23 protein-coding genes are annotated in these 22,692 nt (G+C 75.3%); 14 read left to right on the top strand and 9 right to left on the bottom strand.

Annotated elements, in window-relative coordinates; translation table 11 throughout:
* Positions 1 to 36 precede the first annotated feature (36 nt).
* Positions 37 to 909, bottom strand: a complete 873-nt coding sequence (locus tag JD78_RS03740; RefSeq protein WP_166520968.1) for an AMIN-like domain-containing (lipo)protein — start codon at positions 907 to 909, stop codon at positions 37 to 39.
* A 380-nt stretch (positions 910 to 1,289) separates the two neighbouring features.
* Between JD78_RS03740 and JD78_RS22835 the strand changes: the two genes are divergently transcribed.
* On the top strand, positions 1,290 to 1,700 hold the full coding sequence (locus JD78_RS22835) for a YkvA family protein (RefSeq protein ID WP_153357287.1): 411 nt from the start codon (positions 1,290 to 1,292) through the stop codon (positions 1,698 to 1,700).
* 15 nt (positions 1,701 to 1,715) lie between these two features.
* Here JD78_RS22835 and JD78_RS03750 read toward each other — a convergent pair whose 3' ends face one another.
* Positions 1,716 to 2,060, bottom strand: coding sequence for a DUF8129 domain-containing protein (locus JD78_RS03750; protein ID WP_153357285.1), 345 nt, complete (start codon positions 2,058 to 2,060; stop codon positions 1,716 to 1,718).
* Between the two features lie 178 nt (positions 2,061 to 2,238).
* On the opposite strand from JD78_RS03750, the gene JD78_RS03755 reads away from it, so the two are divergent.
* Positions 2,239 to 3,369: a baeRF2 domain-containing protein gene (locus tag JD78_RS03755; RefSeq protein ID WP_153357282.1), complete on the top strand. Its 1,131-nt coding sequence runs from the start codon at positions 2,239 to 2,241 to the stop codon at positions 3,367 to 3,369.
* A gap of 38 nt (positions 3,370 to 3,407) precedes the next feature.
* Positions 3,408 to 3,623: a hypothetical protein gene (locus JD78_RS03760; RefSeq protein WP_228394942.1), complete on the top strand. Its 216-nt coding sequence runs from the start codon at positions 3,408 to 3,410 to the stop codon at positions 3,621 to 3,623.
* A gap of 62 nt (positions 3,624 to 3,685) precedes the next feature.
* On the opposite strand, the gene JD78_RS03765 is transcribed toward JD78_RS03760, so the two are convergent.
* Positions 3,686 to 4,705 (bottom strand): LacI family DNA-binding transcriptional regulator, encoded by a 1,020-nt coding sequence (locus JD78_RS03765; protein ID WP_153357276.1) that lies wholly within the window; start codon positions 4,703 to 4,705, stop codon positions 3,686 to 3,688.
* A 215-nt stretch (positions 4,706 to 4,920) separates the two neighbouring features.
* On the opposite strand from JD78_RS03765, the gene JD78_RS03770 reads away from it, so the two are divergent.
* Entirely contained in the window at positions 4,921 to 5,346 is a 426-nt protein-coding gene (locus tag JD78_RS03770) for a ChaB family protein (RefSeq protein ID WP_153357274.1), read from the top strand.
* A gap of 18 nt (positions 5,347 to 5,364) precedes the next feature.
* Positions 5,365 to 6,147 carry a potassium channel family protein gene (locus JD78_RS03775; protein ID WP_153357271.1) on the top strand — a complete coding sequence of 261 codons (783 nt, stop codon included), beginning with the start codon at positions 5,365 to 5,367 and terminating at the stop codon, positions 6,145 to 6,147.
* Here JD78_RS03775 and JD78_RS03780 read toward each other — a convergent pair.
* Both JD78_RS03780 and JD78_RS03785 read right to left on the bottom strand, forming a co-directional pair.
* Positions 6,125 to 7,402, bottom strand: a complete 1,278-nt coding sequence (locus JD78_RS03780) for a M24 family metallopeptidase (RefSeq protein WP_166520969.1) — start codon at positions 7,400 to 7,402, stop codon at positions 6,125 to 6,127. The genes JD78_RS03775 and JD78_RS03780 overlap by 23 nt on opposite strands.
* Positions 7,403 to 7,456: 54 nt before the next feature.
* A complete protein-coding gene (locus JD78_RS03785; protein ID WP_166520970.1) occupies positions 7,457 to 8,677 on the bottom strand; it encodes a GGDEF domain-containing protein in 1,221 nt (406 codons plus the stop codon).
* Between the two features lie 138 nt (positions 8,678 to 8,815).
* On the opposite strand from JD78_RS03785, the gene JD78_RS03790 reads away from it, so the two are divergent.
* The 3 genes from JD78_RS03790 to JD78_RS22505 all read left to right on the top strand — a co-directional run bounded on the left by JD78_RS03790 (position 8,816) and on the right by JD78_RS22505 (position 10,123).
* Complete coding sequence (locus tag JD78_RS03790; RefSeq protein ID WP_153357263.1) at positions 8,816 to 9,007, top strand: hypothetical protein; 192 nt, start codon at positions 8,816 to 8,818, stop codon at positions 9,005 to 9,007.
* A gap of 100 nt (positions 9,008 to 9,107) precedes the next feature.
* Positions 9,108 to 9,803, top strand: coding sequence for an NADPH-dependent F420 reductase (gene npdG / locus JD78_RS03795; protein WP_153357260.1), 696 nt, complete (start codon positions 9,108 to 9,110; stop codon positions 9,801 to 9,803).
* Between the two features lie 8 nt (positions 9,804 to 9,811).
* Positions 9,812 to 10,123, top strand: a complete 312-nt coding sequence (locus tag JD78_RS22505; RefSeq protein WP_153357257.1) for a DivIVA domain-containing protein — start codon at positions 9,812 to 9,814, stop codon at positions 10,121 to 10,123.
* 4 nt (positions 10,124 to 10,127) lie between these two features.
* On the opposite strand, the gene panB is transcribed toward JD78_RS22505, so the two are convergent.
* On the bottom strand, positions 10,128 to 10,958 hold the full coding sequence (panB, locus tag JD78_RS03805; RefSeq protein ID WP_153357254.1) for a 3-methyl-2-oxobutanoate hydroxymethyltransferase: 831 nt from the start codon (positions 10,956 to 10,958) through the stop codon (positions 10,128 to 10,130).
* 245 nt (positions 10,959 to 11,203) lie between these two features.
* Here panB and JD78_RS03810 point away from each other — a divergent pair, with 245 nt between their 5' ends.
* The 6 genes from JD78_RS03810 to JD78_RS03835 all read left to right on the top strand — a co-directional run bounded on the left by JD78_RS03810 (position 11,204) and on the right by JD78_RS03835 (position 18,845).
* Positions 11,204 to 12,544: a glutamine synthetase family protein gene (locus JD78_RS03810; protein WP_153357251.1), complete on the top strand. Its 1,341-nt coding sequence runs from the start codon at positions 11,204 to 11,206 to the stop codon at positions 12,542 to 12,544.
* 51 nt (positions 12,545 to 12,595) lie between these two features.
* Positions 12,596 to 13,342 (top strand): type 1 glutamine amidotransferase, encoded by a 747-nt coding sequence (locus JD78_RS03815; RefSeq protein ID WP_153357248.1) that lies wholly within the window; start codon positions 12,596 to 12,598, stop codon positions 13,340 to 13,342.
* Between the two features lie 2 nt (positions 13,343 to 13,344).
* Positions 13,345 to 16,458, top strand: a complete 3,114-nt coding sequence (locus tag JD78_RS03820; RefSeq protein ID WP_153357245.1) for a bifunctional [glutamine synthetase] adenylyltransferase/[glutamine synthetase]-adenylyl-L-tyrosine phosphorylase — start codon at positions 13,345 to 13,347, stop codon at positions 16,456 to 16,458.
* A gap of 5 nt (positions 16,459 to 16,463) precedes the next feature.
* The gene (locus JD78_RS03825; RefSeq protein ID WP_153357243.1) at positions 16,464 to 17,084 is read left to right on the top strand and encodes an FMN-binding negative transcriptional regulator; all 621 of its coding nucleotides are present in this window, start codon (positions 16,464 to 16,466) and stop codon (positions 17,082 to 17,084) included.
* Positions 17,081 to 17,449, top strand: a complete 369-nt coding sequence (locus tag JD78_RS03830; protein WP_228394941.1) for a CDGSH iron-sulfur domain-containing protein — start codon at positions 17,081 to 17,083, stop codon at positions 17,447 to 17,449. The genes JD78_RS03825 and JD78_RS03830 overlap by 4 nt, the downstream gene beginning before the upstream one ends.
* Before the next feature lie 109 nt (positions 17,450 to 17,558).
* Positions 17,559 to 18,845, top strand: coding sequence for a hypothetical protein (locus JD78_RS03835; protein WP_153357240.1), 1,287 nt, complete (start codon positions 17,559 to 17,561; stop codon positions 18,843 to 18,845).
* Between the two features lie 27 nt (positions 18,846 to 18,872).
* Here the strand turns inward: JD78_RS03835 and JD78_RS03840 are convergent, their stop codons facing one another.
* From JD78_RS03840 to JD78_RS03850, 3 genes are all read right to left on the bottom strand, one after another.
* The gene (locus JD78_RS03840; RefSeq protein ID WP_153357238.1) at positions 18,873 to 19,898 is read right to left on the bottom strand and encodes an iron-containing redox enzyme family protein; all 1,026 of its coding nucleotides are present in this window, start codon (positions 19,896 to 19,898) and stop codon (positions 18,873 to 18,875) included.
* Positions 19,899 to 19,968: 70 nt separating this feature from the next.
* Positions 19,969 to 21,528: a methyl-accepting chemotaxis protein gene (locus JD78_RS03845; protein WP_153357236.1), complete on the bottom strand. Its 1,560-nt coding sequence runs from the start codon at positions 21,526 to 21,528 to the stop codon at positions 19,969 to 19,971.
* Between the two features lie 137 nt (positions 21,529 to 21,665).
* A complete protein-coding gene (locus JD78_RS03850) occupies positions 21,666 to 22,637 on the bottom strand; it encodes a D-2-hydroxyacid dehydrogenase (protein ID WP_153357235.1) in 972 nt (323 codons plus the stop codon).
* Positions 22,638 to 22,692 lie beyond the last annotated feature (55 nt).

A 22,692-nucleotide genomic window follows, 5' to 3' on the forward strand; every position in this document is an offset into this window, starting at 1 on the left:
GGCCCGCCGGCTCACTCCTTCGGGCCCCCGGCGACCTCAGTCGCCCGCGGTGACCTCCAGCGTCTCGACCATCCGGTCCAGCACCTCGACGTTGCGGGCGTAGTCGAACTGCGGGAGCTCCACGGTGTCGACCACCAGCGTGCGCGGCCCGTCCTCCCCGTCGGGCAGGCCGACGACGTAGCCGGTCCAGCGGGTGCCCGCCGGCCACAGGCCGCGGCCCCGGCTCTCGCGCTCCACGCGCACCGCGGGCCGGCCGTCGACGGTGGTCTCGCTGCGCTGCAGGTCCCGTTGCGGGTCGGGCGCGGCGACCTGGTCCACGGCCGCCGGCTCGACCGATGCGGTGACCGCACCCACGCGGGCGTCCGTTCCCGCCGGCACCGTGAACGGGTCGGGTGCGAAGCGGGTGCACGGCGGCGCGATGTCCCCGTCGTTCACCGCCCAGCCCTCGGGGTAGCTGACCGCGAACCCGGCCGGGCTCTCGCACCGCTGGCCCAGCGGGACGACGCCGGACCGCTGCTCGGCGACGAGGTCCACGACGATCCGCTGCGGGTCGCTCAGGAGGCCGACCGCGAACGGCCGCCGCTCGTCGAGGCCGGCGAAGAAGGTGGCCCACCCGTCCAGCACGGTGTCGCGGACCAGGGCGTCCAGGACGCCGGTGCCCGGGACCCGCAGCCGCGCCGGCCCGTTCCACGGCTGCACCCCAGCCGGTGCGTCACCGGGCAGCGCGATGGTGGTGAGGGTGATGCCGAGGGTCGCCTCGCCGGGCACCTCGACCGGCTGTCCCGACCCCTGCGACAGAGGGCTGTCGGTGTAGCCGACCTCCCAGCCGGCCAGCCCACCCCCGGCGAGTTCGAACACGATCCGGTCGAAGGCCTCGTGGGTGCCCAGCCGCACGTCGACCAGGGTCACCGGGGCGCCGGTCCCCGCGGCAGCGGAGTCGTTCGTGTCCGGTACCCCGATCGGCTCCAGCTCTCGGTCGGCCGGGTCCTCGCCGGGGAGGGGGCGCCCACCCCGGCGGTGGCGGTCGCGCCGGTGGTCCCGGTGGCGCCGGTCGTGGGCGCGGCCTGTGGCTCCGGGACGGCGGCCGAGCCGCAGCCGGCCAGGAGGAGGGCCGCACAGGCGCCGGCGAGGGCGTGACGCATGGGGATCGGTGCCTCCCGTGCTCGGGTCCGGGTCACCGGGGGAGTTGCCGCTCCCGGAGGCGCGGAACGTCCGGGAGGTCATCTCCACGAGAGCGTCATGTGGGCCGGGTGCGCCCGCCCGGGCACCGGGTCGGCCACCATGGGGGCATGAGCGGCTGGTGGACGGCGCTGGGCACCGCTCTGGCGGTGGTGCTGCTGAGCTGGGGCGTGCTGGTGCTGCTCGCCCGGCGGCTCCCGCCGGGCACCGCCCGCGAGCTGGCCCGCTTCCTGCCCGCCTGCGTCACCACCGTCCGCGTGCTGCGGCGGCACCCGGCGGTGCCCGGCCGGGCGAAGGTCGCGCTGGTCGTCGCCGGGCTGTGGGTGCTCTCGCCGATCGACCTGATCCCGGAGTTCCTGCCGGTGATCGGCCCGCTGGACGACGTCGTCGTGGTGGCGCTGGCGTTGCGCTACGCCGCCCGCCGGGTCCCCCGCGACGTCCTGCTGGGCGCCTGGCCGGGGGACCGGCGGATCATCGAGCGGCTGCTCGGCCCGGTGGGCCGGCTGACCCACCCGCCGTGACCCACCCGCCGCGAGTCAGCCCGTCGAGCGGGGCTGTGCGGGGTTGGTCGGGTCGCCCTGCGACGGCGGGTTGACCACCGGGCCGGTCGTCGCCTCGGACACCGGCGAGCCGCCGGCCGGGGCTGGGGCGTGCTCGGGCTGCGTGCCCTCGGGGTCGCCCCCGGAGGGCTGGGCGCCCGACCTCAGCTCCGCGAGCCGGTGGTCCATGGCCTGCACCACCTGCACCCGGTTGGCGTGCGCCCGCTCGTAGCCCAGCACGGTCTCCAGCTGCTCGGCGTCCAGCGTGCGGATGCGCGAGGTCAGGCTGCCCACGGGCAGGTGGTCGTAGTCGGGGACGGGGAGGGCGTCTCGATCGGTCATGCCGGCTCCTTCGTACGTCGCGGCAACGGGTCCGGGTCCGCCTACCCGCGCCGCCGGGACTGACACACCGGGTGTGAGCACCGGGGGCGTGGGTAGGCCGCGACGACGCACATCGCGACGCTGCACACCGCGGTCCCACCGGGCCGCGAGACGAACGACCGAAGGAGCTGCACACCCGATGGACGTGTCCTTCCTGGAGCCGGTGTTCGCCGCCCCGGGCCCGTACGCCACCGTCTGCGTGGACGTCACCCACACGACCGAGAACGCCGATGCCGAGGTGGAGCTCCGGGTCCGCGCCGCCTGCGAGCAGCTGGGCGGGCAGGGGGCGCCCGAGGAGGTCGTCGAGGCCGTCCGCAGCCGCCTGCTGCAGGTGAACGAGGGTGGCCAGCTGGCCACCCTGCGGGGCCGGGCGCTGATCGTGGCCGGCGACGGCCGCATCGTGCTCGACGAGGTGCTGGCCGACGCCCCCCGCGAGCCGCTCGCCGACTGGTCGCCGAACCCGTCGCTGCTGCCGGTGCTGCGGCAGCTCGCCGGGCGCGTGCCGCACGTGGTCGTCGTCGCCGACCGGGTCGGCGCCGACGTCTCCGTCGCCACCCTTGCCGGGCACCCCACCGACGAGGACGAGGTCGACGGCGACACCTTCCACATGCGCAAGGTCAAGGTCGGCGGCTGGGCGCACAACACCTACATGCACACCGCCGAGAACCAGTGGGAGGAGAACGCCGGCCGGGTGGCCGCCGAGGTCGACACCCTGGTCAAGCAGTACAAGGCGCAGTTCGTGCTGCTCGCCGGCGACGTGCGGGCCAAGCAGCTCATCACCGACAAGGCCACCAAGGAGGTCTCCGACGTCCTCGTGTCGATGGACGGCGGCGGCCGTGCCGCAGGGGCGGACCGCGAGCCGATCGAGCAGCGCGCCGTCGAGCTGGTCGCGGAGAACGAGGCGCACGAGCAGTCCGGCGCCGTCGAGCGGGTCCAGGCGGCCAGTGCCCACGGCCTCGCGGTGACCGGGACGGCGCTGGTGGTCGAGGCGCTGCGCAAGGCCCAGGTCGAGGAGCTGGTGCTGGCCGACGACATCACCGGTGAAGGCGACCTGCTGGTCGGCCCCGAGCCGCTCCAGCTGGGCGTCGGCGCCGACGAGCTGCGCACCCTCGGCGTCGACGGCGCGGAGTCCGTGCCCGCCGACCGGGCGCTGCTGCGGGCGGCGATCGGCAGCAGCGCGCGGGTGGTCGTCGTCCCGCGGACGGCGATGCCCGGCGACACCCCGGTGGCCGCCGTCCTGCGCTACACGGACGACTCCACCCCCAGCTGAGCGACCACCGTGATCGACGAGGAGGCACCGTGCCGAGCATGAAGGAGCCCACGCCGGAGGCGCGGGCCAACGTCACCGAGGACAACGTGGAGTCGCGCGCCCAGCTGCTGCCGGAGGAGACGTCGGTCGGACCGAGCGCCGACCCCGAGGCGCAGGCCGCGGCGATCCTCGCCGAGTCCGAGGAGCGCACGGTGCACCCCGACCCCGACGACGCCTCGGGCGGGCACCGGCAGAGCTCGGACACCGCCGACTGACCCGCTGACCGACCCGCGCACGACAGCGCCCCCGAGGAGTTCCCCGGGGGCGCTGTCGTGCGTCAGGCCGGCGGTGGGGCCGTGCTGTCCCGGACGACGAGCTCGGTGGCCAGCTCCAGCCGCGGGCTCTCCACCGGCTCACCGCGGACCAGCCGGAGCAGCGTGCGCGCGGCCACCATGCCCATCTCGGCCAGCGGCTGGTGCACCGTGGTCAGCGGCGGCGAGCACCACGGGGCCGCCGGGAGGTCGTCGAAGCCGACGATGCTGACGTCCTCGGGCACCCGCAGCCCCCGGCGCCGGACCGCCTCGTAGACGCCCATCGCCATCTGGTCGTTGGCGGCGAAGACCGCGGTCGGCGGCTCGGGGAGGGCGAGCAGCCGGCTCGCCGCCGCGAAGCCGGACTCGTACCCGAAGTCGCCCTCGTCCATCAGCTCCGGGTCGACGCGCAGCCCGGCCGCGGCCAGCCCGGCCCGGTACCCGCCGAGCCGCGCCCGGCTGCAGGACAGCGACGGTGTGCCACCCACGTAGCCGATCCGACGGTGCCCCAGGCCCAGCAGGTGCTCGGTGGCGCTGACGCCGCCGGCCCAGTTGGTAGCGCCGATGGTCGGGACGTCGAGCGCCGGCACCCCCGCGGGGTCGATGACCACGGCGGGCACGTGCAGTTCGCGGAGCTCGGACTCCAGGGTCGGGTCCAGGGCGCTGGTCACCAGCACCGCGCCGTCGCTCGCCCGGGTCCGCAGGTTGTCCAGCCACACCCGGGCGTCGCTGGCCCGGCGGTGGATGGCGCTGATCACCGTGCCGGCGCCCTCGGCGTGCACGGCCCCCTCGACGCCCCGGATGATCTCCACCGCCCACGGGCTGTCCAGGTCGCTGAAGACCAGGTCGACGAGCTTGGGGGCCTCCGGGGCACGCCCGCCGCGCCGTTGGTAGCCGTGCGAGCGCAGCAGCGCCTCGACCCGCTGGCGGGTGTGCGGGGCGACGTCGGAACGGCCGTTGAGCACGCGCGAGACCGTGGGCACGGACACCCCCGCCTCGGCCGCGATGGCCGCGATGGTGACCGTGCGGGTCTGGGTCTCGGACACGAGCCCCTCCTGTCGTCGAGGAGGTCACCCTACGGCGCGCCGGCGACACGCTCGACGCGCCGTCCACGGGTCCCACCCGATGGGACGACCGTCGGCCGGGCACCCGATCGTCCCTGCGCCTGGAGTCATCCCCAGCGGGAGGGGGTGGGTGTTCGCGCACCCCCTCCCTGGGTAGCCCTGCCCGGTCCATCGCACCGACCGGAGAGGAGCGCGCCGTGCCGAAGACCACGAAGAGCGGCGACGCGAAGCAGAGCGAGATCCCCAGCACCCTGCAGCGCTCGGACGAGAAGGCGCAGCGCACCTTCGCCAAGGCGCACGACTCGGCCGCCGAGTCCTACGACGACGAGCAGCGCGCGAACCGGGTCGCCTGGGGTGCGGTGAAGCACACGCACGAGAAGGTCGGCGACCACTGGGAGCCGAAGGACCACAAGGGCCCCAGCGACGAGCAGTCGGCCGAGGGCAACGCCGGCACCGACTACGACAGCAAGGGCGGCGTCGACGCGAACGCCGCCAAGTCCCACCTGTACGACCTGGCCAAGGACGCCGACATCCCGGGCCGCTCCACGATGGACAAGGACGAGCTGGCCGACGCGCTGCAGAAGTCGAACGACCGGAAGACCGCCGAGGCGCGGGAGAAGTGACCCGGCGACACTGAGCAGGTGCACCGGGAGGAGATCAGGGTCCGCTACGAGCGGGCCAGCCAGTGGCCGCTCGTCGTCGTCGCGTTGCTGTTCGTCACCGCCTACGCCTGGCAGGTGCTGCGCACCGGCCTGCCGGACTGGGCCGAGACGACGCTGACCGTCGTCACCCTGGCGGCCTGGCCGATCTTCCTCGCCGACTACGTCGTCCGGCTGGTGCTCGCCGAGCGGCGCTGGCGGTTCGTCCGGCGGAACTGGGTCGACGGGCTGGCGGTGCTGCTGCCGCTGCTGCGGCCGCTGCGCATCATCAGCCTGGTCCGGGTCGCGCGGGTGCTCGACCGCAAGCTCACCGGTTCGCTGCACGGCCGGGTGGCCTGGTACGTCAGCGCGATCGCGCTGCTGATCTCCTTCATGGCCTCGCTGGCCGTCTACGACGCCGAGCGGGACGCCCCGGACGCGGTGATCACCAGCTACGGCGACGCCGTCTGGTGGGCGCTGACCACCATCACCACGGTCGGCTACGGCGACACCTACCCGGTGACCACCGAGGGTCGGCTGGTGGCAGTGCTGCTGATGGTCGGTGGCATCGCCCTGCTCGGTGTCGTCACCGCCGCTGTCGCCTCCTGGTTCGTCGGCCGGGTGGCCGACGCCGCCCAGGCCGACCGCGCGCTGGAGGAGCACCCCACCGTGCTGCAGGAGGAGGTGCGCCAGCTCGCCGAGGAGGTCCGCCGGCTGCGCGCCGAGCTCGGCCGGCGCCGGGACGACGTGGTGACCGACGACGTCAGGACGACGGGAGGACGATGAGCTCGGTCTGCCGGCCGTCGAGGTACTCCACCCCGGCCGCGGTCAGCGCGATGCCCTGCTCGAGCCCCATCCGCACCAGCTGACCGCCCCACTCGGGCACCGGCACCCGCACGCACAGCTCCAGCGCCCAGACGGTGTCGGGGTGGACGACGGCCTCGCCGGCGCCGGGGACGCCGCCCTGCTGGTCCCACATCCCGATCGCCGGGCCGGCGCCGTGCCCGTGCACGCCCACCGGGTGGGAGTAGACGTCGCCGTCGATGCCGGCGGCAGCCGCACCGGCGCGGGCGGCGGCGAGCACCTCGTCGCCGGTGCACCCCGGCTGCAGCGCCGCCGTCGTCAGGTCCTGCATCCGGTTGCCCACCCGCAGCGCCTCGGCCAGCCCGGCCGGCGGCCGGGTCTCCCCGGGGCGCAGCACGTAGGCGTTGCGCTGGGTGTCGGTGGTGAGGCCCAGGCTGGACAGGCCGACGTCGCAGTGCAGGAGGTCCCCGGGCTGGACGACGGCGTCGTAGGGCACCCCGGGCAGCGCCGTGCCGTGCTCGTCGACCAGCGGGGTGCCCGCGCGCTGGAGCCCCACGGTCGGCTGGAACCACGGGTCGACGCCCAGGTCGGCGAAGCGCTGCCGGATCCACCAGGCGACGTCCAGCGCGGTGGTCCGCCCCACCTCGACCACCGCGGGGGAGAACGCCTCGGCGATGACCTCGTGCACCAGCCGGTTCATCGCGCGCAGCGCGGCGATCTCCTCCGGCAGCCGGGTCTCCAGCCAGCCGACGACCAGCTGCTCGGCGGAGACGACCCGGTCCGCGTGCGGTCCGAGCGCGGCCATCAGCAGCCGGTGCTCGGTGGTGGACAGCCCGTCGGCGTGCGCGAACGTCGCCGACACGTCGACGCCGATCGTCCGGGGCGCCGCCTGGTCGACGAACCGGCGGACCGACGCCCACTGCGACTCCTCGGCGCTGGTCCCCGGGCGCCCGTCGTCGTCCCAGGCCGGCTGGAACTGGCCGACCGGGTAGCGGGACACCGCCGCCGCGGTGACGCCGTCGTCGCTGCGGTGGAACAGCAGGATCGTCCGGCGCCGGGCCGACAGCCAGGTCGCCGGCAGCAAGGTCGTGAGCACCGGGTCCTCGTTGTACTCCCGGCCCACGACCACCCACAGGTCGATGCCCGCCCGGTCCATCAGCGCCGGCAGCAGGTCCAGCAGCCGCTGGGTGAGCCAGCGGTCGCGGACGTCGGCCTGGTCCCGCAGCGGCAGCGGCACGGTGCGGGTCGGGTGCGGTCGGGTCGGTGCCCGGACGGCCCGGAGTGGTCACGGTCATGAGAGGGAGGAAAGCAGAACCGGCGGCGCTCCACCGCTCGACGCCGTCAGGCCATGCCACCGGACGCCGGGTCGGGTTCGGGCGACGAGGGCCGCCGGGCTCCGGGTGGCGGGGAGCGGCACGAGCTGGGTGCCGGCCAGCACCACCTGGTCCCGGCCGCTCTCCTTGGCCCGGTACATCGCCGCGTCGGCCCGGTCGACGAGCCGCCACAGCGCCTCCGTCGGGTCCTCGGTGTCGCCGGGCCGGGTCACCGCCACCCCGATCGAGACGGTGACCTCCCGGTCGCGCCCGGCGGTGCTGGTGGCCACCGCGGTGCGCAGCCGCTCGGCCAGCTGCCGCGCCTCGGCGGGGTCGCCGGCCAGCCCGATGACCACGAGCTCCTCACCGCCGGTGCGGGCCAGCACGTCGGTGGGGCGCACGGTGCGGGTCAGCGCGTCGGCCACGGCGCGGAGCACGTCGTCACCGGCCGCGTGGCCGAAGGCGTCGTTGAGCCGCTTGAAGTGGTCCAGGTCGAGCACCAGTGCCACCACGCGCTGCCCCTCCCGGCGGGCTTGGCGCCAGATCCGCGGTGCCTGCTCCACCAGGCACCGGCGGTTGGCCAGGCCGGTCAGCGGATCGGTGGAGGACAGCGCCCGGGTGTGGGTCAGCAGCCGCTCGACCCGGCGGCGCAGCGTGAAGACGACGACCGTGACCAGGTCCAGCACCACCGAGTTCACCGTGACCTGGACGACCAGGCCGGCGGTGTCGGGGTAGTTGCCGGCGAGCGCGGCGGTGCAGGCGACCACCACCAGCACCAGGTGGATGACCAGCATCCGGGGGCCGAGGAACCAGGCCGCCGCCGCGCAGCAGAACAGCAGCATCAGCGGGGTCGCGTAGAGCATCGGGTCGGTGACCGAGCGGGCCACCACGACGTAGACGACGTCGCCGAGCACGACCAGCCCGGCCGTGGTCGCGGCATCGACCCGCCGGCGCACCGCCAGCGCGGCACCCAGCAGGGCCAGCACCAGCATCGTGGCCAGGTACACCCAGCGGGTGGGCCCGTCGCGCAGCACCCCGTCGATGAACAGGTTCAACGAGCCGAGCCCGGCGCCCACGGCCAGCAGCGCGGCCAGGCACCAGGCGGTCACCCGGTCGTCAGGAGCCCGTCCGGGAGGCGGGCCGGGGATGTCCTCGGGACGACGGTGACGCTGCGTGTCCGGCTCCCGCTCGCGCGTCATGGCAGCAGGATGCACCACCGGCGGCGCAGCAGAAACCCCCGCCGACCTGCACGTTCCACCCTGTGGAATCGGCATGGGGCGGCACGGGCCGGGTCGGGGTGCGAGGCTGGGACGGTCCGGAGGAGAGAGGAGGCCGACGTGGCCACAGGTCCCTGGTTCTGGTGCCTCAAGCACCACGCGGTGGAAGACCGCGACGGGTGCGCGGAGCGGCACCGGCTCGGCCCGTTCGACACCCGCGCGGAGGCCGAGCAGGCGCTGGAGAAGGTCGCCGAGCGCAACGAGGCGGCCGATGCCGCCGACCAGGAGTGGGAGGAGGGGCGCCGCCGCTGAGCGGGGCCGGCCGGTGCCCGCTCGGCCGGGCACGGCCGGGAGGGGCATGATCGTCGGCAGCGGAGCGCGCAGGTGCGCGACCGGAGCGGCAGGAGGGCTCGTGACGGACGGACGTGCGGTGGAGGACCTCGTGGTCGGCGTGCTCGGGGGCACCGGGCCGCAGGGGCGCGGGCTGGCCGTGCGGCTGGCCGCCGCGGGGCAGCGGGTGCTGCTCGGGTCCCGGGACGCCGAACGCGCCGAGGAGGTCGCCGGCGAGGTCGCCACCCGGGCCGGTGCGGCCGCCGGGGGAGTGGAGGTCTCGGTCCGCGGTGGGTCGAACACCGACGTCGCCGGCGCCGCCGACCTGGTCGTCGTCGCCGTGCCCTACGCCGGGCACGCCGACACCCTGGCCGAGCTGGCGACGTCGCTGGCCGGCAAGGTCGTCGTCGACTGCGTCGTGCCGATGGGCTGGGACGAGCTCGGCGCCTACGTGCTCGACGTCCCGGAGGGCAGCGTGTGCCAGCAGGCCGCGGTGCTGCTGCCGGACAGCTTCGTCGTCGGCGCCTTCCACCACCTCTCCGCCGTCCTGCTCGAGGACCTCTCCCGGCCCACGCTCGACGGCGACGTGATGGTCGTCGGCGACACCCGGGAGGCCACCGACGTCGTCCAGGCCCTGGCCGGCCGGCTGCCGGGCATGCGCGGGGTCTACGCCGGGCGGCTGCGCAACGCCCGGCAGGTCGAGGCGCTGACGATCAACCTGGTGTCGGTCAACCGCCGCTACAAGGCCCACGCCGGCCTCCGAGTCACCGACGTCTGACACGCGCGGTGACCGGAGCAGAACTCCGTGCTGTCGAGCTGCGTCGACCGGGCTGGGGGAGGAAGGGCTACCGCACGGAGGAGGTCGACGAGTTCCTCACCCGGGCCGCCGAGGCGCTGGATGCCCTGGGGGCCGGCCGGCGCCCCGGACTGAGCCCGGAGGACGTGCACGACGTCGTCTTCCGCAAGCCGCCCTTCGGCCGTGGCCGGGGCTACGACGAGGACCAGGTCGACGACCTGCTGGACCGGGTCGAGGCCGCGCTGCGGGGCGGACGTCCAGCCGGGGGGATCGAGCTGAACGGCCGCCCGCTGGACGGCTGACCGGCTACTCGAAGGAGTGCTCGGCCGTCGGGAAGGCGCCGGTGCGGACCTCGTCGGCGTACTCCCGGGCCGCGCGCAGCAGCTCGCCCCGCAGGTCGGCGTACTTCTTCACGAACCGCGGCACCCGGCCGCCGGTGAGGCCGGCCATGTCGGGCCACACCAGCACCTGGGCGTCGCAGCCGGGGCCGGCGCCGATGCCGATGGTCGGGATCGCCAGCTCCGCGGTCACCTGCGCGGCGATCGCGGCGGGCACCATCTCCAGCACGACGGCGAACGCACCGGCCTCCTGCACGGCGCGCGCGTCGGCGAGCAGCTGCTCGGCGCCGGCGCCGCGGCCCTGCACCCGGAAGCCGCCCAGGGCGTGCTCGCTCTGCGGGGTGAAGCCGATGTGCGCCATGACCGGGATGCCGGCCTCGTGCAGCAGCCGGATCTGCGGCGCCACCCGGACCCCGCCCTCGAGCTTCACCGCCTGCGCGCCGCCCTCCTTCATCATCCGGACGGCGGTCTCGTAGGCCTGCTGCGGGCCGGACTCGTAGCTGCCGAAGGGCAGGTCGGCGACGATCAGCGACCGCGCCGTGGACCGGGTGACCGCCCGGGTCAGCAGCAGGATGTCCTCGACCGTCACCGGCACGGTGCTGGTGTGCCCCAGGACCACGTTGCCGGCCGAGTCCCCGACCAGCAGCACCGGGATGCCGGCCTCCTCGAAGACCGCGGCGCTGACGGTGTCGTAGGCGGTGAGCATCGCCCACCTCTCGCCGCGCTCCTTGGCCTGCTGCAGGTGGTGCACGCGCACCCGGGCGGTCGACGTGCCGCCATAGAGCACCGACTCGGTCATGACGCTCCTCCACGGACGCCGACGGCGGGGCCGCGGCGCGGACGGTTCCGGCGCCCCCGGCGGGTGGCACCGGGGGAGATCTTCGTCCTGCCGTCCCCGGCCGTGCACGGGCCCCCGGTGCCGACCGGGCCGCGGGCCGCCGATCTGGACTCCGACCCCGCGTCCCACTCGTGCCGACTCCTCCCAGGGGGCAGGCTGGGGGCCGCGTAACACGACCGTCACGACCGGAGGCCAGCATGGCGAGCATGGACCGCCAGCAGGAGTTCGTCCTGCGCACCCTGGAGGAGCGCGACATCCGCTTCGTGCGGCTGTGGTTCACCGACGTCTCCGGCTACCTCAAGGCCGTCGCCGTCGCCCCGGCCGAGATCGAGGCGGCGTTCGCGGAGGGCATCGGCTTCGACGGCTCGGCGATCGAGGGCTTCGCCCGGGTCTACGAGTCCGACATGCTCGCCAAGCCCGACCCGGGCACCTTCCAGGTGATGCCGGCGGCGAAGGGCCAGGCCAGCGACACCGCGCGGATGTTCTGCGACATCACGCTGCCCGACGGGTCGCCGGCGTGGGCCGACCCGCGGCACGTGCTGCGGCGCACCCTGGCGAAGGCCGCCGACATGGGGTTCACCTTCTACACCCACCCCGAGGTCGAGTTCTTCCTGCTCAAGGACCTGCCCAGCGACGGCACCCCGCCGCAGCCGGCGGACACCGGCGGCTACTTCGACCTGTCCACGCACAACGTCGCGCACGACTTCCGCCGCGAGGCGGTCTTCGCGCTGGAGGCGATGGGCATCTCGGTGGAGTTCAGCCACCACGAGGTCGCGCCCGGGCAGCAGGAGATCGACCTGCGCTACGCAGACGCCCTGTCGATGGCCGACAACATCATGACGCTGCGGCACGTCGTCCGGGAGGTGGCGCTGGGCCAGCAGGTGCACGCGACCTTCATGCCCAAGCCGTTCACCGAGCTGGCCGGCTCGGCGATGCACACCCACCTGTCGCTGTTCGAGGGCGACCGCAACGCCTTCCACGACCCGGCCGACCCGATGCGGCTGTCGACGACGGCGAAGCAGTTCATCGCCGGGCTGCTGACCCACGCCCGGGAGATGACCGCGGTCACCAACCAGACGGTCAACTCCTACCGGCGGCTGCTGGCCGGCACCGAGGCGCCCACCGCCGCGACCTGGGGCCGGGCCAACCGCTCCGCGCTGGTCCGGCTGCCGGCCTACAAGCCGAACAAGGGCAACTCGGCCCGGGTCGAGGTCCGCTCGCCGGACTCCGCCTGCAACCCGTACCTGACCTTCGCGGTGCTGCTGGCCGCCGGGCTGCGTGGGATCGAGAAGGGCTACGAGCTCCCGCCCGAGGCAGAGGACGACGTGTGGTCGCTGACCGACACCGAGCGCCGCGCCGCCGGCTACCAGGACCTCCCGGTCTCCCTCGGTGAGGCGCTGACCGCGATGGAGGGCAGCGAGCTGGTCGCCGAGACCCTCGGCGAGCACGTGTTCGACTTCTTCCTGCGCAACAAGTGGGAGGAGTTCAACGCCTACCGGCAGAACGTCACCCCGTTCGAGCTGCAGCGCTACCTCCCCGGCCTGTAGGAGCACCCGCCGCGGACCCCGGCGTGGGCGCCGTTCCATAAGCTCACCTCCGTGGCCCGCCTGCTCGTCGTCGTCCCGTCCGACACCGACCCGCCCACCCGGCTGGGGGAGTGGCTGGCCGACGCCGGGCTGGAGCTCGACGAGCGACGGCTGTCCCGCGCGGAACCGCTGCCCGGTGACCTGACCGGGGTCGACGGGCTGCTGGTGCTCGGCGGCCCGCAGTCGTCGCTGGACGACGCCGAGGTCTCCCCGGAGCTGGTCGGGGTCCGGCACCTGCTGGCCCAGGCGCTGGCCGCCGACCTGCCGACGCTGGCCATCTGCCTGGGCGCGCAGCTGCTGGCCCAGGTCGGTGGCGGCAGCACCCGGGCCGGCGTCGACGGGCCCGAGGTGGGCGCGACGCTGGTGGCCAAGCGGGACGCCGCGGACGCCGACCCGCTGTTCGGCCCGCTGCCGCTGTCGCCGGACGTGCTGCAGTGGCACCACGACGAGATCGACCGGCTGCCCACCGGCGCGACTCTGCTGGCCAGCAACCCGGCGTACCCGCACCAGGCCTACCGGGTCGGGCAGCACGTGTACGGGCTGCAGTTCCACGTCGAGCCCGACGAGGCGGTGCTGCGCCAGTGGGCCGGCTCCGACCCGGTCGGGGTGGCTGCCAGCGGCACCGACGCGGAGACCGTCTGCGCCCGGGCTGTCGCCGTGCTGCCCGACGTCGCCGAGGTCTGGGCGCCGTTCGCCGGCCGGTTCGCCGCGCTGGTCGAGGCGCACGCCCGCGCCCGCCACACCCCGGCCGGGGGCTGACGGTGACCGCCGTGCCGGCCGAGGACGGCGTCCCCCGGCGCGCCGTCGTCCGGCTGGTCCGCCTGGGCTTCGAGGACGGCGAGCGCGCGGCCCGGCAGTTGTCGGACCCGGCGCTGGGCCTCTGGGACCTGGACCGCAACGAGCCCGCCGACCCCGAGGCCGCGCCGGTGGTCTCCGCGCTGGCCCGCGCGGGCGACCCCGATCTGGCGCTGCGATCGCTGAGCCGGCTGGTCGAGGCGCTGGACGGGATCGACCCCGACGGTGGGGCGGCCGCCGCGCTGCTGGCCCGGCTGCGCGGCTCGGCGATGGTCCGCACCCGGCTGCTCGGGGTGCTCGGCGCCTCCGCCGGGCTCGGTGACCACCTCGCCGCGCAGCCCGCGGACTGGGTCGTGCTCGACACCGAGGACCGCTGGGGCGCCCGGCCAAGCCCGCAGGAGCTGGAGCAGCAGCTGCTGTTCGCCGTCGGCGCCGACCCCGACGACCCGCCGTGGGGCGTCGGGCTGGGCACCGCCGCGCCGGACGCCGACCCCGCCCGGGTCCGCGACCTGCGGCACGCCTACCTGCGCGCCGTGCTCTCCCTGGCCGGCCGGGACATCGCCGACGGGCTGCCGGCCGACGAGGTCGCCGGTGAGCTCGCCGACATCGCCGCCGCCGTGCTGACCGCCGGGCTGGCGCTGGCCGTCGCCGAGCAGCCGGCCGACGCCGCGCCCTGCCGGCTGGCGGTGATCGCGCTGGGCAAGGCCGGTGGCCGGGAGCTCAACTACGTCAGCGACGTCGACGTCGTCTTCGTCGCCGAGGCGCTGGCCGACTCCCCGGAGGGCGCCGACGAGGCGGCGGCGCTGGGCACCGCGACCCGGGTCGCCGGCGCCCTCATGCGGATCTGCGGTCAGGCCGCGTGGGAGGTCGACGCCGCGCTGCGTCCCGAGGGCAAGGCCGGGGTGCTGGTGCGCACGCTGGCCGGGCACCGGGCCTACTACGAGAAGTGGGCCAGCACCTGGGAGTTCCAGGCGCTGCTGAAGATGCGGCCGGTCGCCGGGGAGCCCGCGCTGGGGCGGGAGTACGTCGACGCGCTGTGGCCGCTGGTGTGGAAGGCCGGTGACCGGCCCGGGTTCGTCGGGGAGATCCAGGCGATGCGCCGCCGGGTCGAGCAGCACATCCCTGCCGCCCAGGTCGACCGGGAGCTGAAGCTGGGCCGCGGCGGGCTGCGCGACGTCGAGTTCAGCGTGCAGCTGCTGCAGCTGGTGCACGGCCGCGCCGACGTCACCCTGCGGGTCGGCGGCACCGTCCCGGCGCTGACCGTGCTGGGCGCGAGCGGCTACATCGGCCGGGAGGACGCCGCGACCCTGGTGTCGGCCTACCGGTTCCTGCGCACGGTGGAGCACCGGCTGCAGCTGCTGCGCCTGCGGCGCACCCACCTGATCCCGGTCGCCGACGACCAGCTGCGCTGGCTGGCCCGGTCGCTGGGCTACAAGCCCGACGAGCGCGGTGACTCGGTGGCGGTGCTGCGCGCCGAGCTGGCCCTGCACGCCCGGGTGGTGCGCCGGCTGCACGAGAAGCTCTTCTACCGGCCGCTGCTGTCCTCGGTGGCGAAGGTCCCCGGCGACCAGCTGCAGCTGGGTCCGAAGGCGGCGGGGGAGTGGCTGCGGGCGCTGGGCTTCGCCGACCCCGACGGCGCGCTGCGGCACATGGGGGCCCTCACCGGCGGGCTGAGCCGCTCGGCCTCCATGCAGCGCTACCTGCTGCCGGTGCTGCTGCAGACCTTCGCCTCCTGCGCCGACCCCGACGCCGGGCTGCTGGCCTACCGCCGGGTCAGCGAGGCGCTCGGGTCGGACCAGTGGTTCCTCCGCCTGCTGCGCGACGAGGGGCGCACCGCCGAGCGGCTGGCCGTGCTGCTGGGCTCCAGCCAGTACATCGCCGGGCTGCTCACCCGCACCCCGGAGGCGATGCGCACGCTGGCCGACGACGCCCAGCTGGAGCCGCGCAGCACCGAGGCGCTGACCTCCGCCTGGCGGCAGGCGGTCTCCCGGGCCGGCGACGCCGCCGCGGGCATGCAGGTGCTGCGCGCGCTGCGCCGGCAGGAGCTGCTGCGCATCGCCTGCGCGGACCTGCTCGGCCGGCTCGACGTGGTCCGGGTCGGGCAGGCGCTGCACGCGGTCGCCGTCGCCACCCTGCGCGCCGGGCTGGACGCCGCGGTGCGCAGCTGGGCGGCCGAGACGGGCACCACCCCGGCCGACGTGCCGGTCGACCTCGCCGTCATCGGCATGGGCCGCCTCGGTGGCGCGGAGATGGGCTACGGCTCGGACGCCGACGTGCTGTTCGTGCACCGGGTGCGGCCGGGCGCCGACCCGGGGAGGGCGGCCCACGCGGCGAACAGCGTCGCGCACACCCTGCGCCGGCTGCTCGGCGAGCCGGCCCCGGACCCCGCCTTCGAGGTGGACGCCGACCTGCGCCCGGAGGGCCGGCAGGGCGCGCTGTCGCGCAGCCTGGAGGCCTTCGCCGAGTACTACCAGCGCTGGGTCTCGACCTGGGAGGTGCAGGCCCTGCTGCGCGCCGACCCGGTGGCCGGCGACGAGGACCTGGGTCGGGAGTTCGTGCGGCTCGTCGACCCGCTGCGCTACCCGGCCGCCGGGTTGAGCGCCGAGCAGATCGCGGAGATCCGCCGGGTCAAGGCACGGGTCGACAGCGAGCGGCTGCCCCGCGGCGCCGATCCGGCCACCCACACCAAGCTGGGGCGCGGTGGCCTGGCCGACGTCGAGTGGACCGTGCAGCTGCTGCAGCTGGAGCACGCCGCGGCCCACCCGTCGCTGCGGGTGACCTCCACGGTGACCGCGCTCGGCGCGCTCGCCGACGCCGGGCTGCTCGCCGAGGAGCAGCGGGCCGCGCTGCAGGCGGCCTGGGAGCTGGCCAGCCGGGCCCGCAACGCCGTCTTCCTGGTGCGCGGGCGCCCCGGTGACCAGCTGCCCCGCCACGGCCTGGAGCTCAACGGGGTGGCGCGCGCCTGCGGCTACGGCCCGGACGCCGACCCCGGCCAGTTCCTGGACGACTACCGCCGGGTCACCCGGCACGCGCGCACCGTCGTCGAGTCGGTCTTCTACGGCCGCACCGAGGAGGCCTGAGCCCCGTGTACGTGCCCGCGCACTTCGCCGCGCCGGACGACGCCGTCACCCGGCTGCTGGCCGCCCCCGGCGCCGTCGACCTGGTCAGCGTGACCCCGGCCGGGCTGACCGCCACGACGCTGCCGATGGTGCACGACCCGGACACCGGCACCCTGCGCGGTCACCTCGCGCGGAACAACACGCAGTGGCGGGACACCGTGGGGGAGGTGCTGGTCATCGTGCGCGGGCCGGACGCCTACGTCTCGCCGTCCTGGTACGCCACCAAGGCCGAGCACGGGCGGGTCGTGCCCACCTGGGACTACGTCGTCGCCCACGTGCACGGCGAGCTGGTGGTGCACGAGGACCCGGAGTGGCTGGCCGCGCACGTGACGGCGCTGACCGACGCCCACGAGAGCGGCCGCACCGAGCCGTGGGCGGTCGACGACGCCCCGGAGCGGTTCGTCGCCGGCCAGCTGCGCGCCATCGTCGGCGTGGAGGTGCGCATCGCGCGGGTCGAGGCGAAGTGGAAGCTGTCGCAGAACCGGTCGGCCGCCGACGTCGACGGGGTGGTCACCGGCCTGTACGCCGACGGCGCCACCGCGGTGGCCGACGCGGTCGCCGCCGTCCGCCCACCGGCACACGGTTGAGCGCGACCGACCGGGGGAACGGGCTCCCCGTGCAGCCCGACACCGCTGAGCCGACCGACCCCGCCGACGAGATCTCCGACGACAGCGTGCGCGATCTGGGACCCGCCGGTGAGCCGACGGCGACGATCACGCCCTACCGCGACGGGCCCCTGGTGGTGCGGGGCGACTTCCGGCTGGTCGACACCGACGGCAACGAGATCGACCCCGGCCGCAAGACCGTGGCGCTGTGCCGCTGCGGGAAGTCCGGCATCAAGCCGTTCTGCGACGGCACGCACAAGCGCTCCGGGTTCCACGCCGCCAGCGCACCCGCCCGGCCCCGGCCGGCCGCGCGGATCGTGGCGGAGGCCCGCGAGGACCGCGGCTGACCTCGCTGGACGGGGTGGGGTCACCGCCCGTTCACCGGCCGGCCACCGGACGCTGGTCCGCCCCGGTCAGGGTGGGCGCGATCCCGCCCCCGACCGCAGAAGGTGGCCTGTGCTCCAGCGCCCGCTCCGCCCCGTCCACGCCGCAGTCCCCGCCGTCGTCACCGCCGGCCTGCTGACCGCCGTCCTCGCCGCCGGCCCGGCGTCGGCGGTCACCCCGCCGACCTTCCAGGCGCTGGCCACCTTCCCGGTCGCCGGTGAGGTCGCCGAGATCATCTCCGCCACCCCGGACGGCCGCACCGTGGTCTACACCGACTCCGCGCTGGGCCAGGTCGGCCTGGTCGACCTGAGCCGGCCCACCGCGCCGCGCCAGCTGGGCTCGATCGACGTGGGCGGGTCGCCGACGTCGGTGACCGTGCTGTCCAACGCGCGGTACGCCCTCGTCGCCGTCGACACCACCACCGACCTGGCGCAGCCCTCCGGGCACCTGGCGGTCATCGACCTGCCGCGGCGGGCCGTGGTGCGCACCATCGACCTGGGCGGCCAGCCCGACTCGATCGACGTCGGCCCCAGCGGGGTGTTCGCCGCGATCGCCATCGAGAACCAGCGCGACGAGGACCTCGTCGTCGACGACGTCGAGGGCGGCCTGCCGCAGCTGCCGGCCGGCTTCCTCTCCGTGGTCGACCTGCGCGGGCCGGTGTCGGCCTGGACCGTCGACCGGGTCGAGCTCACCGGGCTGCCGGGCATGGTCTTCCCCGCCGACCCGGAGCCGGAGTTCGTCGACGTCGACGGCCGGGACATCGCCGCGGTGACGCTGCAGGAGAACAACGCGATCGCGCTGGTCGACCTGGCCCGCAAGCGGGTCGTGCACTCGTTCTCCGCCGGCACGGTCACCCGCACCGACGCCGACACCGTCGACGACGACGTCGTCGCCTTCGACGACACCCTCGTCGCGCCGCGCGAGCCGGACGCCGTGCAGTGGACGCTGCGCGGTGAGCTGGTCACGGCCGACGAGGGCGACCTGTTCGCCGAGCCCGCCGGCGGCCGGGGGTGGACGGTGTTCCGGCAGGACGGCACGGTCCGCTGGGGCAGCGGCGCCTCCGCCGAGCAGGCGCTGGCGGCCGAGGGGCGTTACCCCGACGGGCGCAGCGACGACAAGGGCGCGGAGTTCGAGGGCGTCGAGGTCTCGCGGATGCGCGGCACCGACTACGCGTTCATCGGCTCCGAGCGGGGCGACGCCGTCCTCGTCTACGACATCGGCCGGTCCGCCACCCCGCGGCTGCTCCAGGTGCTGCCCACGGGCGAGGCCCCCGAGGGACTGCTGGCCATCGAGTCCCGCGAGCTGTTCGTCACCAGCGACGAGGACGACGGCACGCTGTCGGTCTTCGGCCTGCGCTGACGCCCGGGAGCCGGTCGCTGCCTGCTGTCACGGCTGGGCGGCGACCGGCTCCTGCCGCAGCCCCGACCGCCCGGACTCCCAGGCGGCGAGCAGGTACCCGGCGGTGAGGCCGTCCAGGGCCAGCGAGCACTGGGCCCCGAAGAGCACGTCGGTGGCCAGCGCCGGCTGCTCGGCCACCAGCGAGCCGCACATGTCGACGGCGGCGATCTGCTCGTGCACCGCGTCGGCCTCGACGTGCTCGTCGTAGAAGACGCTGGTCTCCGGGCCGAACCCGAGCCGGCGCAGCCCGGCGGAGTAGCGCCGGCTGGGCTCGGAGGAGGTCATCTCCACCGCGGCCAGGTGGCCCAGGCAGGCGCCGCGCCACCGGCGGTGGAGCCCGAACAGCGACATGGTGTTGACCGAGGTGAAGGCGACCGCCGGGGCGTCGTCCCACAGCGCGCCGTAGCCGTCGTCCAGGCCGAGGTCGCGCATCATCCCGGCGAACAGCCGGCTGTGCATGCGCTCGGGTGCGCCGCCGCCGTACTCGTCGGCCTGGATCTCCACCATCGCGGCCTTGCTGCGCCCGGTGATGCGGGGGATGGCCCAGGTGTGCGGGTCGCCCTCCTTGAGGTGGTACACCGAGCGCAGGGCCAGGTACTCGCGCCACTGGTCGGCGGTGCCCTCCTTGGCCATGTACCGCGACAACGAGGGGCCGTCGTCGGCGGCGATCACCGCGGCGAGCTGCCGATCGACGGTCGCCTCGGGGAGGTCCGCGTCCAGACCCAGGCCCCGGACGAGCGTCTGCAGCGCGCGCAGGTGCACGTCCTCGAGCAGCGCCCGCAAACGCAGCAGCTCCGGGTGCCACTCCCAGGCGTCGTCGACGTCGTCGAACCCCTGGTAGTGCAGCTCGTAGCAGATCGCGAGGGACAGCTGCAGGTCCTCGTCGCTGAGCGGGTCGGTGGCGGCCGCGGCGAGTGCCTCGGCGGTGGCGACGGTGGCCGGACCGATCGAGTCCCCGGCGAGGTCGGCGCAGAGCGCGGCGCTCAGCGGGCCCCGTGGCTTGGGAAGGCGCATGTCAGCCACCATGCCCCGGACCGCGTCGTCCCGAACGTGACGTGCAGCGGGCGGCCCCCCGCCGGGTGGGTCAGGCGTGCGCCTCGAAGGCGGTGGCCATCTTCGCCTGCTCCTCCAGCACGTCGTTGATCCGCGCCTGCACCACGTCGAGCTGGCCGATGATCTCGCTGGTGGCGTGGATGCCCTCGGCCACCGCCTTGCTGCTGGCCTGGATCCCGGCGATCTGGTCGGAGACCTTCTGCGTGGCGTTGGCGGTCTCCCGGGCGAGGTCCTTGACCTCGCTGGCGACGACGGCGAAGCCCTTGCCGAGCTCCCCGGCGCGCGCCGCCTCGATGGTGGCGTTCAGCGCGAGCAGGTTCGTCTGGTCGGCGATGCCGGAGATGATCCGGATGACCTCGCCGACCGCGGCCGACGCCTCGTCCAGCGAGACGACCTCACCGGTCATCGTGGACGCCTGGGTGACCGCGCTCTCGGCGACCCGGCCGGCGTCACCGGCGGCCTCGCGCAGCCGGGAGACGGTGTCCAGCAGCTCGCGGGCGTTGTCGGCGGACTCCTCGCTGCGCCGCAGCACGTCCAGCCGCTGGGAGACCAGCTGCTGCACGTTGCGCAGCGCGGCGCGGCGGGACTCCGACAGCTCGATGGTCTCGGTGACGAAGAAGTCCATCGTGCCGATGACCCGGCCGCCGACCAGGAGTGGGAAGCAGACTCCGGACTTCACGCCGGCCCGCTGGGCCGCGGGGGCCCGCACGCAGTCGGTCATCTCGCCGATGTCGCTGACGAAGAACAGGTCCCGGGAGCGCCAGGCCCGGCCGGACAGGCCCACGCCCTCGGCGAAGCTGGCGGCCAGGGTCACCTTCCGGAACTCCTCACCGGCCGAACCCGACTCCTGCTGGAAGCGCAGCACGCCGGCGGACTCGTCCAGCGCCCAGTAGGAGCCGTAGGCCCAGCCGAACGCCTCCCGCACGGTGTCCAGCGCGGTGCGGAGTGCGCCGGCCTGGTCGCGGGCGGCGCCGAGCTCGGTGACGACGGTGGTCACCGCGACGCGGTCGTCCAGGGTCTCCTGCAGCTCGTTGCGGGCCAGCGCGGCGCGACGGGCGTGGGCCAGCAGCCGGCCCAGGGAGTCCCACTTGCCCTGGCGGGGGCCGGTGAACGGCAGCTCACCCTGCCCGTAGTACTCGTTCAGCGCGACGACGACGCCGTTCTCGACGGTGGGGAGCACGCAGCCGTGCGTGGCGCCGGCGGCGCGGGCGCCGGCCCAGCGCAGGCAGCTCGTCGTGTCGCTGCCGACGTCGACCAGCACGGCGGTCTTGGTGCGGATCGCCTGGCCGCCGTACCCGTCACCGGCCGAGATCTCGGTGACCCGGCCCGCCGGGCTCGCGGCGATCGCCCCGGCCAGCTGCCCGAACTCGCCGGCCAGCTGGAACGTGCCGCTCCGGCCGGGGAGCCAGGTCCCGCCGTAGCAGAGGCCCAGCTCGTCGACGAGCGTAGCGGTGATCTTGTTGTGCGCGTCCGTGGGGTCGATGACGCCCCGGTCGAGCACCGCGATCACCTGCTCGACCGCCTCCACGTCCCGGGGCATCTCCGCTGGGATCGTCGGAACGCCCGCCGGACTGTTGGAACGCCGCCTCATCTGTTCCCCCGTGTGCCGTGGCTGGTCGGCCGCCGTCGTGGGGCGGGCCGGTTCCCCGATCTCATCGGCAGCCGGCGATCGGTGTTGAGCCGACGACCGGATCGTGCGCGACCGGATGACGCGCCCCGGGCCGCGGGTCAGAAGCCGGCGGCCTTGTCCACGACGTTGAGCAGCGGCTCCCCGGCGGCGAACCGGCGGCAGTTGTCGGCGAGCAGGGCGTACCGGCGCTCGTCGACGTCCGGGCCGCGTTCGGCCACGTGCGGGGTGATCAGGACCCGGGGCGCGTCCCAGAGCGGTGAGTCGGCGGGGAGCGGCTCGGGGTCGGCGACGTCGAGGGCGGCCGCGCCGAGCAGCCCGTCGGTGAGGGCCCGGACCAGGTCGGCGGTCACGGTGGTGGCGCCGCGCCCCACGGTCACGTACAGGGCGCCGCGGCGCATCCGGCCGAAGCGGTCCAGGTCGAACGTCCCGGTGGTGGCCGCTGTCTCGGGCAGGACGTTGACCACGACGTCGGCCCGGGGGAGGAGCGCGTCGAGGGCGTCGGGCCCGTGCACCTCGGCGACGCCCGGCGGGGGGTCCCCGGGGCGGGCGTCGGTGGCCAGCACGGTCATGCCCAGCGCGGCGGCCAGCCGGCCGATCTCGGCGCCGATGCTGCCCAGGCCGGCGACCAGCAGGGTGGCCCCGTCCAGGTGCAGCACCGGGCCCTCGTCGAGGCGCCAGCGGTGCTCGTCCTGCTGGCCCCGGTACACGTCCAGGCGACGGGCCAGGGCCAGCACCAGCGCGATCGCGTGCACCCCGACCGAGTCGGCGTAGACGCCCCGCACGTTGGTGACGACGACGTCGGAGTCGACCAGCTCGGGGAAGAAGAACCCCGCCGGCGGGTTGGCCTGCGGCGAGTGCAGCCACCGCAGCCGGCCGGCGGCGGCCAGCAGCCGGGGCGTGAGCGTGCCGAACGCGGCGTCCGCCTCGGTCAGCAGCTCGGCCAGCTCGGCGTCGGTGGCCTGGGCCGGGGCCAGGACGACGTCCAGCTGCGGCACCTCCTCGGTCAGCCGGTCGCGCCAGGCGGCCAGCGGCGTGCCCGCCCGCGGCAGGAGCACCAGTCGTGGGTCCATCGTGTGCCTCCCCGTGGTCGCGGGCGTGTTCCCGCCGTCCGATCCTGGCCGAGCA

Source organism: Modestobacter roseus, assembly GCF_007994135.1.
Classification (GTDB): Bacteria; Actinomycetota; Actinomycetes; order Mycobacteriales; family Geodermatophilaceae; genus Modestobacter; species Modestobacter roseus.

Excerpts from the sequence above, each read along its gene's own strand:
- panB (WP_153357254.1), bottom strand. The coding sequence starts at position 10,958 with ATGACCGAGTCGGTGCTCTATGGCGGCACGTCGACCGCCCGGGTGCGC.
- JD78_RS03750 (WP_153357285.1), bottom strand. The coding sequence starts at position 2,060 with ATGACCGATCGAGACGCCCTCCCCGTCCCCGACTACGACCACCTGCCC.
- JD78_RS03755 (WP_153357282.1), top strand. The coding sequence starts at position 2,239 with ATGGACGTGTCCTTCCTGGAGCCGGTGTTCGCCGCCCCGGGCCCGTAC.
- JD78_RS03810 (WP_153357251.1), top strand. The coding sequence starts at position 11,204 with ATGGACCGCCAGCAGGAGTTCGTCCTGCGCACCCTGGAGGAGCGCGAC.
- JD78_RS22835 (WP_153357287.1), top strand. The coding sequence starts at position 1,290 with ATGAGCGGCTGGTGGACGGCGCTGGGCACCGCTCTGGCGGTGGTGCTG.
- JD78_RS03850 (WP_153357235.1), bottom strand. The coding sequence starts at position 22,637 with ATGGACCCACGACTGGTGCTCCTGCCGCGGGCGGGCACGCCGCTGGCC.
- JD78_RS03785 (WP_166520970.1), bottom strand. The coding sequence starts at position 8,677 with ATGACGCGCGAGCGGGAGCCGGACACGCAGCGTCACCGTCGTCCCGAG.
- JD78_RS03760 (WP_228394942.1), top strand. The coding sequence starts at position 3,408 with ATGAAGGAGCCCACGCCGGAGGCGCGGGCCAACGTCACCGAGGACAAC.
- JD78_RS03840 (WP_153357238.1), bottom strand. The coding sequence starts at position 19,898 with ATGCGCCTTCCCAAGCCACGGGGCCCGCTGAGCGCCGCGCTCTGCGCC.
- JD78_RS03845 (WP_153357236.1), bottom strand. The coding sequence starts at position 21,528 with ATGAGGCGGCGTTCCAACAGTCCGGCGGGCGTTCCGACGATCCCAGCG.